Origin of the sequence: Pseudofrancisella aestuarii (genome assembly GCF_003574475.2) — a bacterium.
GTDB classification, from domain to species: Bacteria; Pseudomonadota; Gammaproteobacteria; order Francisellales; family Francisellaceae; genus Francisella; species Francisella aestuarii.
Window position 1 is genome coordinate 416,379 of record NZ_QLIS02000001.1, and the last position, 13,274, is coordinate 429,652.

A 13,274-nucleotide genomic window follows, 5' to 3' on the forward strand; every position below is an offset into this window, starting at 1 on the left:
TCCTTATACATGTATCTTCATCATGGACAACTAATGTATTTAAATCTTGTTGAAAGTATACAAAAGTTTTTGCCAATAAGTATTTCTATATTCTTTGTAACTTTTATAACGATACATACTTCTGGAAATCCCTTTTTATCTAAAAGGATATCAATTACTCAAGATATATTTTATTTTAAAAATAATCTTATCTGTAAAAATTATATTAGTTTTGTTTTTTCAAAATTATTGATAGTAAACATCTGTATATATTTATTAACAGTAGTTTTTGATAAATCTGCGAATATAGTTAAAGAATCTTTTTTATTAAATCAATTTCTTTCAATTGTTCTATTGAGTAGTTTTTTTTATATATTACTTAACTTAGTTCGTATAATTAAGTTATTAAGAAGTGTTACTTATGAAGATGATTCATCAGCTTAGATAAAATTATTTTGCAAAGAATTTTTCTGCTATGTTTATAGTTTTTTGAATATCTTCATCAGTATGAGCTATAGACATAAATCCTGCCTCATATGCAGATGGAGCAAAATATACTCCATTATCTAGCATATATGCAAAAAACTCATTGAACATTTTTATATTACATTTAGCTAAATCAGAAAAACTATTTATTTCTATATTACTATCACAGAAAAATAAACCAAACATACTACCTAAAGCTTTGGCATGAAAAGGAAAGTTCTTAGCTTTTGCAACACTATTTAAACCATCAACTAAAGTTATAGTTTTCTTTGTTAATTCCTCATAAAACCCATGCTCAGTTACTTTTTCTAAAGTTTTTAGACCAGCTTTCATAGCTATAGGATTTCCAGATAATGTACCTGCTTGATAAACAGATCCTGCTGGTGAGATTAATTGCATAATTTCTTTTTTACCACCGAAGGCACCTACTGGCATGCCTCCACCTATTACCTTTCCTAAAGTAGTAAGATCAGGCTTTATATTATATAAGCTTTGAGCTCCTTTTAAAGCAACTCTAAAGCCAGTCATAACCTCATCAAAAATTAATAGGCTATTATATTCATCACATAATTTTCTTAACTCAGCTAAAAAGTTTCTATGTGGTGTAATAAGGTTCATATTGCCTGCTACTGGCTCAACAATAATACAAGCAATACTATCTTCATGCTTTTTAAATAAATCCTTTACAGAATCTATATCATTAAAACTAGCAACTAATGTATCTTTTACAACATCTTTTGGTACGCCTGGAGAATTTGGTTCACCTAATGATAATGCTCCCGAACCCGCGGCCACAAGAAATTCATCTGCATGACCATGATAGCACCCTTCAAACTTGATGATTTTATCTTTTTTTGTATATGCTCTAGCTAAACGGATAGCACTCATAGTAGCTTCTGTACCAGAGTTTACAAATCTAACTTGCTCAATATTTGACATAATACTGATAATCTTTTTAGCAAGCTCAATTTCTAATTTACAAGGAGCACCATAACTTAAACTATTAAAAGCCTGCTGTTGTACAGCCTCAATAACTTCATCATCTGCATGTCCTAATACCATTGGTCCCCATGAACCAACATAGTCTATATATTGATTATTATCTTCATCAAATACATAAGCTCCTTTAGCAGAACTTATAAACCTAGGATATTCTTGCCCTACACTTCTAAAAGCTCTAACAGGCGAATTAACTCCACCTGGGATATATTTTTTTGCTTCTTCAAAAAGTTTTTTTGAGTTTGAGTAATCTCTGCTCATCTTAATATGACCTCATTTTTTCAAGTCTTTTTTCAATTGCTTCAACCAATAAACCTGCTGCATTTATCCCTGTATTTTTATAAATTTCCTGAATGCCTGTTGGGCTAGTAATATTAATTTCAGTAAGTTTATTTCCAATAACATCTATGCCTGCAAACATAACACCATGTGTTTTTAATTTTAATGCTACATCTTTAGCAATTTGGTATTCAACTAAATCTAATTCTCTAACCTCTGCAGTAGCACCGGCTGCTAAATTACCTCTATTATCTTTATCACTAGGTATCCTAGCTAAACAATAATTAATAGGCTCTCCATCCACTATTAATATTCTTTTATCACCTTTAGATATTGTAGCTTGATAGTCTTGAACCATAATATATTTAGTTTGATGTTCAGTAAGCATTTCAAGGATTACATTTTTATTTTTATCACCATCTTTGATTCTAAAAATAGAACTACCACCCATTCCATCTAAAGGTTTAACTATAATATCTTTATACTGCTCATAAAACTCATTAATTTCTGCATAACTTCTTGTCACAAGAGTTTGAGGAGAATATTGAGGAAAATTAGATATAGCAACTTTTTCATTATAATCTCTTAAAGCTTGAGGATTATTGACTATAAGAACATTAGCCTTTTTAGCCAAATCTAACATATATGTAACATATATATACTCCATATTAAATGGAGGATCTTTTCTCATTAAAATAACATCTAAGTCAGTTAGAGCCATTTTATGTTCACTTTCTATCGTATACCAACTACTTTCACTATTATGATTAAACTTAAATACCTTAGCATTACCAAAAGGAACGCCATTTAGAATACTTAAGTCATTTAAGTAAAAAGCATATATATCCCAACCTTTATCATGGACAGCATTTAGCATCATGTATGTACTATCTTTTCCTATATTAAAGGTTTCTAATCTATCAATAATAAAACCAACTTTCATATGTTAACCTACTTTTTTACCTATATAATTTTTCAAATCTTTATAACCATTTAATATATCTGCAATATTGAGCATTTTTTTACCAGGAAATTGTAATTGCTTGAATCTAATAACTTTATCGGCTGTAGCCACATCAAAACCATTCTTACTTATATCTAGAATCTCACCAAAGTTATTACTATTAATTTTAGAGTCTAATATCTCAAACTCGCCAACCTTAATTGTTTCATTATTTAGTATAAAATATGCTGATGGCCATGGAGTAAATGCTCTTATTTGACAGCTTATTTCAGCTGATCTCTTAGAAAAATCAATATTTCCTTCTTCTTTTGATATCTTATGAGCATAAGTAATATCACCATTTTGCTTTTGTGGTTCGATAGTTTCAATATTATTTAAAACCTCTAGCAATGGTTTAATAGAAAGCTTTGCAAATTTATCATGTAATGTCTGTGAAGTATCTGTATCTAATATGTCTATTTCTAAAATTTTTAGAATATCACCTGTATCTAAACCTTCATCCATTTGCATAATACAAACACCTGTTTTTTTATCTCCAGCCTGAATTGCCCTTTGTATTGGTGCAGCACCTCTCCATCTTGGTAGAAGTGAAACATGAATATTTAAGCAGCCATATTTTGGAATATCTAAAAATTCTTTAGGAACAATAATTCCATATGCAATAACAATAATTACATCAGGATTTAAATTTTTTATATCTTCTAAAACTTCAGGATTCTTTTTAAATGACAATGGCTGAAAAACAGGAGTATTATGATCTAGAGCAATTTCTTTTACTGGAGAGTATTGAACTTTTTTTCCTCTGCCTTTTGCTCTATCTGGTTGAGTTAAAACTGCTTTGATATTGTGTTCAGTCTTATATAAATCTTTTAATACTTGTGCAGATATGTCCGGAGTACCCGCAAAAACTATATCCAGCTTTTTCATAATAACTAATCCCTAAAAGCATAAGCTTGAAGATTAACTGTACTTAATTCATTTAACTGCCCTTCTGGAAAGAAGCACATATATCTTACAGTATTCGTACCATTAGCAGCTGCTAACCTAACAGCTTCTTCTAGGTCTTTATTGCACGCTCTTTCAAAATCTTGAGGATTTTTAACGTTTATAGAAACTCTAATAGATCCTATAGCATTATCAAATTCACCTTTATAAAGTTTATTTTGGCTATATTTTAAATCAAAAGCTTTTACATTATCTGGATCTATGCTTGGCAACCTTATATCATGAGCTGGTAAAAAAACGCCATGAGGCTTTATTGGTTCATTTGTATAAAATAAAACAGCACATATTGCGAAAACAACTAGTAAAACACCTAAATATAATAAATTTTGTGAAAACCTACTCATCAGACTTATCTTAAACTTTAAAACTAGCTAAATTTTATCATATCTTAGAAAAGATAATTTACTAATAGTCAGTAAAAACTAAAAAGAATGTAGATTTATCAATTATTTATTTCTAATTTCCCAACAATTATGAATATTTTTATTTGATAAGAAATCTCTAGATAAACATTTTTTATCTATATTTTCACAAGTATATTTATCAATAATGCTTTGAGCTATTTTAAAACGACGGTAATTATTAGAAAAATATAAAACTCCATCTTTGTTTAAAGATTTCATAGCTAAATCTATAAGCATTTCATGATCTCTTTGTACATCTAAAACATCGTCCATTCTCTTTGAGTTAGAAAAAGTTGGAGGGTCTAAAAAGATAACATCAAATTTTTGTTTATTATTTTTTAGCCATTGAATACAATCTGCTTGAATAAAACTATGTTTTGACCTATCAATATTATTTAGATCAAAGTTTTTCATACCCCACTCAAGATATGTGTTAGACATATCAACACTTGTGGTTTTCGCTCCATTTAAAGCAGCATGAACACTTGCTGTACAAGTATAAGAGAAAAGGTTCAGCATAGTTTTATATTTGCTAGCTTTAGCAACTAACTGCCTAATTTTTCGATGATCTAAGAAAATACCTGTATCTAAATAATCTGTAAAATTTACATAAAATTTAGCATCAGCTTCTCTTATTATATAAAATTCTTTTTTTGTATCAGCCTTTTCATACTGATTTGCACCCTTTTGTCTTTGTCTAACCCTTGTATAGATATTTTCATAAGGAATATTTAGGATATTATGTATTTGATATATAGATTGAAAAAATCTTTGTTTAGCTATTTGAGGATTAATAGTAGCATCTGCTTTATATTCTTGTAGGTAAACTTTATCACCATAAACATCAACTGCTATAGCAAATGTAGGTATATCTGCATCATATAAACGATAACATTCTATATCACTCTGATTTAACCAAGGTTTCAAATTATTTAGATTTTTTTTAAGTTTATTGGCAAAAGCTATATGCTCATCAGATTTTTCTGCTGAATATTCTGCTAATCTAATATTTTTTTCTAATTGAGTTTCATGTTTAAATCTTGATTCTTTATTAATATTAAATTGGTATAGAACTACCTCAATAGCACCATTATAAAACTTATTTTTTCTAACAGCCCTATATTGAAGCTCTTTTACTGAATCATAAAAGCTTGTGATTATAGCAATATTCCATCCTTGGAAATCTTTCTCAAGAGCTTTATCAAATTGAGTAAATGAATCAATTAGTTTAGGGATTCTATCGCCAAAAAGCCTTTCTCCATAAGGAGGGTTCATAATCATTAAACCACCATCTGTTGGAAAAATATTTTTAATATCCCTAATATCTTGCTGTTTGATATTTATTACATCTTCTAATCCAGCTATTTCAATATTTTTCTTAGCTTTTTCTAATATGTAATTATCAATATCATAGCCTTGGATAATTGCATTTGAACACTTTACTTTAGACTCTGCTTCTTCTAATAGATTAGACCATAGCTTTTCATCATGTAATTTTGAATCAAAAACCTTAAAGTCTGGGTTTAATAATGCTGGAGCAATATTTTTAGCCATCAATGCTGCTTCAATAAGTATAGTTCCTGAACCACACATCGGGTCAACTAATACAGGATTCTCACTTTGTAATTGTTCTAACCATCCTGATTTAATAAGGATAGCTGCAGCTAAATTTTCTTTTAGTGGAGCATAACCTTGGAAGTTTCTATAACCTCTTCTATGTAAACTGTCATTATTTATACATAGAAAAATATTTACATATTCTTTATTTAAATGGATTTTAATTACATTATCTGGAGTTTTTTGATCAACATCTGGTCTGATATCATATTTATCTCTAAACTGATCAACTATAGCATCTTTAACCTTTTGTGATACAAACATAGAGTTATTAAAATCATAATGACTACCAGATATTATGATCTTGAAACTTTTTTCAACGGAAAAATATTCATCCCAATTGATAGAGTTAGCAAAGTCATATAACTCTTCTTGAGTTTTGACTCTACTAGTTTGTATTTTAAGCATTACCTGACTGGCTAAATATGAGTATATACAAACTTTATAAGCATCCTCTATAGATCCTTCAAACTCTACACCAGCTAATTTTTCTTGAGAAAAAATATCTAACCTTTCTAACTCATCCTTTAAAAGAAGTTCCAACCCCTTAGGGCAACTTACAAAAAATAGATTATCTTGCATGATTATAAAAATATAAAAAATATAAAGACTATAATAACTTAATCAATAAAAATAACAATCGCTAAGTAAAAATCCATTTTTACCAAGACATAAATCTATTTATTTTGTCCAAAGAACCAAGTAAAACCTGCAGATACCATACTCATTGCTGCTTTTGCATTTGGTTGCTGCATACCACCACCTGCTACAGGATCAGGGCCTACTGTTTCAATATATCTGTACATAACGCCGACATTTAGATGTTTTGAGAGTACGAAGTTAAGCCCTCCACCAACATCCCATGCACCTTTAACAGGACCAGAAAGATTTGACCACCCTCCTCCTCCAGCAAAGCTTGGCATAACCATAGTTCCTGTTGGGATCATGATTACACCCTCACCTATTCCAGTAAATGTGCCTCCTAAAGACATCATTTGGTTATATTGAATACCAAAATATTTATTAAAATTATAACCTGGCATAATCATCACATTTGCCATTGGACCACGCATTACACCATTATAAGCAGGAATACTACTACCAACCATAACTCCTAAGTGCCATTGACCAGACCTATTTTCAGGTCCCCAAGTATCATCCTCATTTGTCAAGGAACTCCATGTACTAGCAAAAGGTTTTATAAAGTAGTTTGAGGTGATGCTATTAGAGTCATCAGTATTAATATTATTTGGAGAGATATTTGTTTCATCATTACTACTAAAAGATATGCTAAATATACTTAAAAGCATAAAAGTAATTATTAGAAACTTTTTAGCCATAAAAAAATATTTTAAAAAAAATAGATGCAAATAATATATTTTTTTTATTAAAAGTACAAATTATTTTGCTCCAATCCCATATAGATTTGACATTAGAAAAATTAATACTATAATGAAACTTCGAATACTCGCATAGCTCAGTTGGTTAGAGTACTACCTTGACATGGTAGGGGTCACTGGTTCGAATCCAGTTGCGAGTACCACTCTCAAAACCTTTAATTATCTATATGACTCTTCAAAATGAGTATCTTTAAAGACTTTTATTTATTTTATTTGAGGTACTACTGGGATACTACAATATATTTTCTGAAATGTATAAAATTAGAATAATTAAAGAAATATTAAAAAGTTAAATTGTCTATAACTATAGTATTATTCTCTATATCTGTAGCAAGAGCAGTAAATTTTTTATGATGAACAATATTCATATGCACTTGTATCAGAACCAAGATTAAATGTCTCAGTGCTAGAATGTGCTGTATGATTATTAATAGATGTACTATAAGACCCTATCTGAAAAGCACAAGAAAACTCAACCAATGTCACTAACGATATAGTTACCAATAATATATTACTAATCCTTTTTATCATTCTATCTCCCAAATTATAGTTGTTTTTACTAATCTGGATTAATAATATGAGTTTTAAGATTAATTAAACACCTGCTAATGAGAAAAATACTTTTTCCAAAATGGAAAAAGCTCAAAAATATAAAATATATTTAAACAACCTTTTTAAAAACTCTTAAGAAATCAAGCGACTTATAGCGCATGTTCGCAAATATTAAGGTTAATACAATGCTGTCTCAAAGAGCAGCCTCCTTGACCAAAGATAACAACTTTATCTAGAATTGAATCTCCTCATTTAGGTTAGTTGCATCAACATAAAGATAGTCAATATTAACTGACTTTTCTCATCTCTTTTTTTTGACAGCTTTAGTCTTATTATTTTTTATAGCAGTTAAGATCTTTACTTGTTGCAATTAAAGCTTTTTTATAGGTTATAAATATTATTAAACAAATTCCTCCCATTATTAAAAATAATGAAGTTCTTCCAAAGATTTCTAATAATATACCTCCTGTAAGAGGTGCTAGGAATAACCCTAAACTGTATAAATTAGCAGCACCAAAATATGCTCCTTTTAAATTGTTTGGAGCCATTTTATCTATCTGAAGATTAATTATAGAAAATAAAATAATCTCACCTAATGTTAAAATTATTGTAGCCAATATCCAACCTAAAAATAAAAATACAGGTGTGCTCGCAAAAATTATCTGAGCTATAGCAAATAATGAAATTCCCAAATAGACTTTTACTTTATCTGAGAAGCTTGATATTAACTTTAAAAGAGGAAATTGGAATATTAAAACTGTCACACAATTTATAACCATTAAAGCACCGACAAGTGATATTAGTTCGGAACTATTTTGTCTTGAGAAGAACTGAACAAGAGTTGAATCAAACTGATCAAAAACAAGCATTATTAATAAAAAAGATATTATTAATAAGATAAATGGTTTGTCTTTTCTAACTATATATAAGGATTCAAAAAATGAATACTTCTTTTCAGATATAGATGATAATTTGTTTTCAAATACAAAAACAAAAGAGATTAATAAAACTAGAAGCGTTAATGAAATAGCAATAAAAGTACTACTTGGATAGACTAATGCAAAACTAACACCTAAAAATGGGCCGATAGCTCCGCCTATATTTATAGCATAATATAAAAAGTAAAATGCATGCTTTCTTACCTCAACATCTTGTATCGCATCAGAAATAATTGCCTTAAAAATAGTATCTATTACACCTTTACCTAAAGCTACGCTATATAAAAGGATTAAATAAAATAAAAAGTTTTGGATAAAAATTAAAAAAAATGTGCTAGTCAATAGAATACTTAATGTTGTAATTAATATTAATTTTCTACCTACTCTGTCTGAAATAATACCTGCGTAGATACTACAAATAATTGATACTAGAACACCAGATGCTATTAATGCTCCAGTTGTAATAATAGATAATCCAAAATCTCTATCAAATACAACAGCAAAGAATGGCCAAAGCATATAATATATAGTTCTAATACTTAAGGCGCCAAGAAGTATAGCATTTATAGAAGTGGGGAATTGTTTAATGATTTTCACTTATTTAAAAACTTTACAATAAAATATAGATTATATTAAAATCATTGATGTTATAACATAAGACATATAATAATTTTTATTAAAAATGTTTTTAACAAAATCTCTTGATAACACTCAGATGCAGCACAGGTTTTATACCCTTCAATGCCCTTTATTTGTTTAGCAATTTCATAACCTCTTTTCTGGATGATAATGTTGCTCAAAACTTCATTACAAAATTCAAAAATAGCTTTCTCTTCACATGAAAATGAATAATTTATTATTCTAAGACCTATCTTTCTCTTTCTTATAACAAAAACACTACTTCTAATACTATTTAGAATATATAAATTATAAAAAGATATTTGACTTAAAGAATTTTTTGCAGTTTCAATATCTTCAGCAGATGTAAATAGTTTGCGCGCTAAGGAAAAAAGGTATTTTAATCACTTGAGGCTCATAATAGTCAGCAACACTAAGAATCTTATCATAATTACTATCAATTATTTTGCTGAGAGAGTTAGCAAGATAAAATTCTATAGATATTTTAGGATAGCCTTTTAGAAAGTTTGTAATCATATTCATTAATGGACTATTAGTAAGAGATAGAGGTATAGAAAAAATATTTTTTAACTAATACTTATAATTTCTTAACAAACTGCGACTTTAATTTCATTGCTCCAATACCATCGATTTTACAATCAATATCATGATCTCCATCAACTAAACGAATGTTCTTAACTTTTGTACCTACTTTTACTACCAGAGATGACCCCTTAACTTTTAAGTCTTTAATAACAGTCACACTATCACCATCTTGTAAAAGATTACCATTAGCATCTTTTACGATCTTTTCATCATCTGAGCTATTTGATTCCCCTACAGCATTCCACTCATATGAACACTCTGGACAAATAAATAATTGGCCATCTTCATAAGTATATTCTGAATTACATTTTGGACAATTTGGTAAACCTGACATGATAAAAATTCCTTATAGCTTTTGATATACCCATAAGTATAACATTTATTTATTTTGGATTTTCTTGATTTAATTAAAGTTTTTTCTTTTCTTAATCGCATTTATAATTTATTTTAGACAATAGATTATATATGTATATAAATAATATGTTTGCCAAATTTAACCCTATAAAACTAACTCTTGCTCTAGCTATTTTATCTAGTATCGGTTCATCATATGCATCAGAAAGCTTAGCTCCATCATTATCACCAGAACAAATAGCTCAATTACAAAAAGAGCGTAAAGAGTTTATACAAACTTTGATAGATAATCGTTATGTTTATAAAATTTCTACAGAGAACAATCAAGTAATCGTATATGTAACACCTAAATTATTAGAAGGATCTCCTGCAAGCCCTCAGGTTAGAGAAGAGACTCTTAACACTATACTAGCCTATTATTATACTAGTGATAAAAAAATTAATAAAATAAGTATTAAATCCAGTATATCAGATAAAGAAGTCGGCTATTATTCATTTCAAGATGGGCTAATTCTGAATCAAAAAATAGCTAAATAAATTTTCAATAAATTTGTTCTAAGATTACCAAAACATATTTGATGTCATTGGTTTAATAGCTAAAACTACTATTATTATTACATAAGCATACCATGGTACAGTTATTAAAACCGGTACTAGAACAGTAATCATACATCCAAAGAAAAATGTAGAAAAGAATAATAATACTTGATATGACGGTTTATTAGTTGCCAAATAATGTCTTGCTTTTTCTATATAGCTCCCCTCTGAAGCAAAAAAATGTATAAGTAAAGGAAATTGAGCAATCAATGCCATAAGTAAGAAAAAGATCCAACTAACATTCAATAGTGGTGTATAAAGTGTACAGGTTAATAGACCAACAAATAAATAAACCCATTTAACTAGAGCAATATCTAATAAAGAGAATTTTTGTAACTTTTCTGATAGAAATTCCTCTGCAGACATAATAAACCTCCAACACATATTTCAAATAAATATATTACTGCAAAAAACAGTATAGCCTAGCTATATTAAAAAACAATTATTTACTTAAGCATTAAATTTTCATATTAAGATCTATCAAAATTATCATTATATAAAACATGCATCATAGCTATAGTTTTATTAGTGTTATATAAAGGTTGATAACTATTCATATCAAGCTTACAAGATTTCTCATACAATGGTTCAAACTCTTTATTACACAATTTAAAATAATATAAACAGAATTCTTTTGTGATTTTTGTATGAGTCTCATAGTATGCTACATTTTTAGGTGTATATACTTTGCAGAAATTCACATATTCCTTATTTTCTCCAGCATATAATGCGCTTGAAAAACATAAGCTGACAATCAGCAGAAATACTCTTTTCATATATATAACCATGTAAATTACTAACTTAGCTATATGGTTTTTTTGATGATATATAATTAAATTAACTCACATACTCAATATATTTCTCTGATGAAATAAGATTTTTCAACTCTTCAGAATTTGAAAGTTTTAATTGATATAACCATCCCTTGTCATAACACGACTCATTAATAAGCTTCGGTTTATCAACAAGAGTTTCATTAACTTTAACCACTTCACCAGATAATGGAGAACAAATATCAGAAGCTGTTTTCACTGACTCAATCACACACACATCATCATCTTTTTTACATTTTTGACCAATCTTTGGTAAATCAACATAAACAATCTCACCAAATTCATTTTGAGAATAATCATCTATACCAATAGTAGCAATATCGCCATCTACTCTAATCCACTCATTTGTTTCTGTATATAAATAATCCTGCTTTATTTCAGCCATCTCATATCTCCACTAGGACTTTATAGCCCTTTCTATTTAAAGCTTTTTACTGCTATAGATAATAACATAAAAATATTTTAAACTTAATCTCAACAAATCTATCTATTTATAATGACTATATGGAATATAAAACAGATTTATCTAAGCTAAAAAATAAAAATATCATTATTACAGCCGGCGGTACTGGCGGCCATATTTTCCCTGCATTAGCTGTAGCTCATGCACTAAAAGAAAATGGCGCCAATATAACTTGGGTTGGTACCAAAAATAGTATGGAAGAAAAAATAGTTTCTGGAAAATTTAATATTCAATATATTAAAAGTTCTGGTATTCGTGGTAAAGGTCTTTCAAAAAAAGCTGCTTTACCATTTACATTAACAGCAAGTGTCTTAGCTGCTACTATTATTCTTAAAAAAACAAAAGCTAATTTAGTTATCGGTTTTGGTGGATATGTTTCTGGACCCACATGTATAGCTGCTAAGCTTATAGGAATCCCTGTAATAATTCATGAGCAAAATGCTAAAATAGGTTTAACTAATAGAGTTTTAGCTAAATTTGCAGAAAAAGTTTGCTTGGCTTTTCCCATTGATAATTTAAATAACTATTTTAAAGAAAAGCAGTTAAAGAAATTTTCAATCGTAGGTAACCCTGTTAGATCAGAAATTGTAAGGCTTAATGGTATCAATAGAGATTTTAGCCATAAAAAATCCTTAAACTTACTAGTTTTAGGTGGCAGTCAAGGAGCTAAGGCTATAAATGAGAAAATACCCTCTTTAATAGAAACTTTAAAGGATAGAGGTATTAATATAACAGTATGGCACCAAACAGGAAAGTTATTATTTGAAGATACAAAAGAACATTATTCTTCTACTCCTAATGAAAATATTAAGGATCTAGCTCCTTTTATAGAAAATATGGCTGAAGCATATGAATGGGCTAATATTGTTATTTGTAGAGCTGGAGCACTTACAGTATCAGAAGTAGCCATATCAGGTTTACCTGCTATTTTTATACCATTTCCATCAGCTGTTGATGATCATCAGTATTTTAATGCTCATACAATGGTAGAAAATAATGGTGGATTTTGCTTGCGACAAGAAGAAGCTAGTATTGAAGAATTATCAAATATACTCTTAGAACTCGCTTCAAATAAAGAAAAACTTGCTAATATGTCAGAAAATGCGAGAAATACCTTGATAAAAGATAGTACTGCACAAATATTAACTATAGTAGCACAGACTTTAAAATAATTATTAGA

General features: G+C 28.8%; 15 protein-coding genes and 1 tRNA gene. 4 read left to right on the plus strand and 12 right to left on the minus strand.

Annotated features, from left to right (window positions below; genetic code table 11):
• Positions 1–33 precede the first annotated feature (33 nt).
• The gene (locus DNK87_RS02135; protein WP_159240191.1) at positions 34–423 is read left to right on the plus strand and encodes a hypothetical protein; all 390 of its coding nucleotides are present in this window, start codon (positions 34–36) and stop codon (positions 421–423) included.
• Between the two features lie 6 nt (positions 424–429).
• Here the strand turns inward: DNK87_RS02135 and hemL are convergent, their stop codons facing one another.
• The 6 genes from hemL to DNK87_RS02165 all read right to left on the minus strand — a co-directional run bounded on the left by hemL (position 430) and on the right by DNK87_RS02165 (position 7,073).
• A complete protein-coding gene (hemL, locus tag DNK87_RS02140; protein ID WP_119330421.1) occupies positions 430–1,725 on the minus strand; it encodes a glutamate-1-semialdehyde 2,1-aminomutase in 1,296 nt (431 codons plus the stop codon).
• A gap of 1 nt (position 1,726) precedes the next feature.
• Complete coding sequence (gshB, locus tag DNK87_RS02145) at positions 1,727–2,686, minus strand: glutathione synthase (RefSeq protein ID WP_119330420.1); 960 nt, start codon at positions 2,684–2,686, stop codon at positions 1,727–1,729.
• A 3-nt stretch (positions 2,687–2,689) separates the two neighbouring features.
• Positions 2,690–3,634, minus strand: coding sequence for a methionyl-tRNA formyltransferase (gene fmt / locus DNK87_RS02150; RefSeq protein ID WP_119330419.1), 945 nt, complete (start codon positions 3,632–3,634; stop codon positions 2,690–2,692).
• Positions 3,635–3,639: 5 nt separating this feature from the next.
• Positions 3,640–4,056, minus strand: coding sequence for a Francisella virulence factor A (gene fvfA, locus DNK87_RS02155; RefSeq protein WP_119330418.1), 417 nt, complete (start codon positions 4,054–4,056; stop codon positions 3,640–3,642).
• 102 nt (positions 4,057–4,158) lie between these two features.
• Positions 4,159–6,315 (minus strand): bifunctional 23S rRNA (guanine(2069)-N(7))-methyltransferase RlmK/23S rRNA (guanine(2445)-N(2))-methyltransferase RlmL, encoded by a 2,157-nt coding sequence (gene rlmKL, locus DNK87_RS02160; RefSeq protein ID WP_119330417.1) that lies wholly within the window; start codon positions 6,313–6,315, stop codon positions 4,159–4,161.
• 95 nt (positions 6,316–6,410) lie between these two features.
• Positions 6,411–7,073 (minus strand): hypothetical protein, encoded by a 663-nt coding sequence (locus DNK87_RS02165; RefSeq protein ID WP_244614589.1) that lies wholly within the window; start codon positions 7,071–7,073, stop codon positions 6,411–6,413.
• 126 nt (positions 7,074–7,199) lie between these two features.
• On the opposite strand from DNK87_RS02165, the gene DNK87_RS02170 reads away from it, so the two are divergent.
• A tRNA-Val gene (locus DNK87_RS02170) sits at positions 7,200–7,276 on the plus strand.
• Between the two features lie 205 nt (positions 7,277–7,481).
• On the opposite strand, the gene DNK87_RS02175 is transcribed toward DNK87_RS02170, so the two are convergent.
• The 3 genes from DNK87_RS02175 to DNK87_RS02185 all read right to left on the minus strand — a co-directional run bounded on the left by DNK87_RS02175 (position 7,482) and on the right by DNK87_RS02185 (position 10,181).
• Positions 7,482–7,664 (minus strand): hypothetical protein, encoded by a 183-nt coding sequence (locus DNK87_RS02175; RefSeq protein WP_119330416.1) that lies wholly within the window; start codon positions 7,662–7,664, stop codon positions 7,482–7,484.
• 353 nt (positions 7,665–8,017) lie between these two features.
• A complete protein-coding gene (locus DNK87_RS02180; RefSeq protein WP_119330415.1) occupies positions 8,018–9,220 on the minus strand; it encodes an MFS transporter in 1,203 nt (400 codons plus the stop codon).
• Positions 9,221–9,839: 619 nt separating this feature from the next.
• Positions 9,840–10,181: a zinc ribbon domain-containing protein YjdM gene (locus tag DNK87_RS02185; protein WP_119330413.1), complete on the minus strand. Its 342-nt coding sequence runs from the start codon at positions 10,179–10,181 to the stop codon at positions 9,840–9,842.
• Between the two features lie 131 nt (positions 10,182–10,312).
• Here DNK87_RS02185 and DNK87_RS02190 point away from each other — a divergent pair, with 131 nt between their 5' ends.
• Positions 10,313–10,738, plus strand: coding sequence for a hypothetical protein (locus DNK87_RS02190; protein ID WP_119330412.1), 426 nt, complete (start codon positions 10,313–10,315; stop codon positions 10,736–10,738).
• A 24-nt stretch (positions 10,739–10,762) separates the two neighbouring features.
• On the opposite strand, the gene DNK87_RS02195 is transcribed toward DNK87_RS02190, so the two are convergent.
• From DNK87_RS02195 to gcvH, 3 genes are all read right to left on the minus strand, one after another.
• A complete protein-coding gene (locus tag DNK87_RS02195) occupies positions 10,763–11,164 on the minus strand; it encodes a hypothetical protein (RefSeq protein WP_119330411.1) in 402 nt (133 codons plus the stop codon).
• Between the two features lie 104 nt (positions 11,165–11,268).
• The gene (locus DNK87_RS02200; protein ID WP_119330836.1) at positions 11,269–11,574 is read right to left on the minus strand and encodes a hypothetical protein; all 306 of its coding nucleotides are present in this window, start codon (positions 11,572–11,574) and stop codon (positions 11,269–11,271) included.
• A 61-nt stretch (positions 11,575–11,635) separates the two neighbouring features.
• Positions 11,636–12,016: a glycine cleavage system protein GcvH gene (gene gcvH / locus DNK87_RS02205; protein WP_119330410.1), complete on the minus strand. Its 381-nt coding sequence runs from the start codon at positions 12,014–12,016 to the stop codon at positions 11,636–11,638.
• Between the two features lie 119 nt (positions 12,017–12,135).
• Here gcvH and murG point away from each other — a divergent pair, with 119 nt between their 5' ends.
• Positions 12,136–13,266, plus strand: a complete 1,131-nt coding sequence (gene murG / locus DNK87_RS02210; protein WP_119330409.1) for an undecaprenyldiphospho-muramoylpentapeptide beta-N-acetylglucosaminyltransferase — start codon at positions 12,136–12,138, stop codon at positions 13,264–13,266.
• The last annotated feature ends 8 nt before the right edge of the window (positions 13,267–13,274 follow it).

Excerpts from the sequence above, each read along its gene's own strand:
- gcvH (WP_119330410.1), bottom strand. The coding sequence starts at position 12,016 with ATGGCTGAAATAAAGCAGGATTATTTATATACAGAAACAAATGAGTGG.
- DNK87_RS02195 (WP_119330411.1), bottom strand. The coding sequence starts at position 11,164 with ATGTCTGCAGAGGAATTTCTATCAGAAAAGTTACAAAAATTCTCTTTA.
- DNK87_RS02190 (WP_119330412.1), top strand. The coding sequence starts at position 10,313 with ATGTATATAAATAATATGTTTGCCAAATTTAACCCTATAAAACTAACT.
- gshB (WP_119330420.1), bottom strand. The coding sequence starts at position 2,686 with ATGAAAGTTGGTTTTATTATTGATAGATTAGAAACCTTTAATATAGGA.
- fvfA (WP_119330418.1), bottom strand. The coding sequence starts at position 4,056 with ATGAGTAGGTTTTCACAAAATTTATTATATTTAGGTGTTTTACTAGTT.
- rlmKL (WP_119330417.1), bottom strand. The coding sequence starts at position 6,315 with ATGCAAGATAATCTATTTTTTGTAAGTTGCCCTAAGGGGTTGGAACTT.
- DNK87_RS02165 (WP_244614589.1), bottom strand. The coding sequence starts at position 7,073 with ATGGCTAAAAAGTTTCTAATAATTACTTTTATGCTTTTAAGTATATTT.
- DNK87_RS02175 (WP_119330416.1), bottom strand. The coding sequence starts at position 7,664 with ATGATAAAAAGGATTAGTAATATATTATTGGTAACTATATCGTTAGTG.
- fmt (WP_119330419.1), bottom strand. The coding sequence starts at position 3,634 with ATGAAAAAGCTGGATATAGTTTTTGCGGGTACTCCGGACATATCTGCA.
- murG (WP_119330409.1), top strand. The coding sequence starts at position 12,136 with ATGGAATATAAAACAGATTTATCTAAGCTAAAAAATAAAAATATCATT.
- DNK87_RS02185 (WP_119330413.1), bottom strand. The coding sequence starts at position 10,181 with ATGTCAGGTTTACCAAATTGTCCAAAATGTAATTCAGAATATACTTAT.
- DNK87_RS02135 (WP_159240191.1), top strand. The coding sequence starts at position 34 with ATGTATTTAAATCTTGTTGAAAGTATACAAAAGTTTTTGCCAATAAGT.
- hemL (WP_119330421.1), bottom strand. The coding sequence starts at position 1,725 with ATGAGCAGAGATTACTCAAACTCAAAAAAACTTTTTGAAGAAGCAAAA.
- DNK87_RS02200 (WP_119330836.1), bottom strand. The coding sequence starts at position 11,574 with ATGAAAAGAGTATTTCTGCTGATTGTCAGCTTATGTTTTTCAAGCGCA.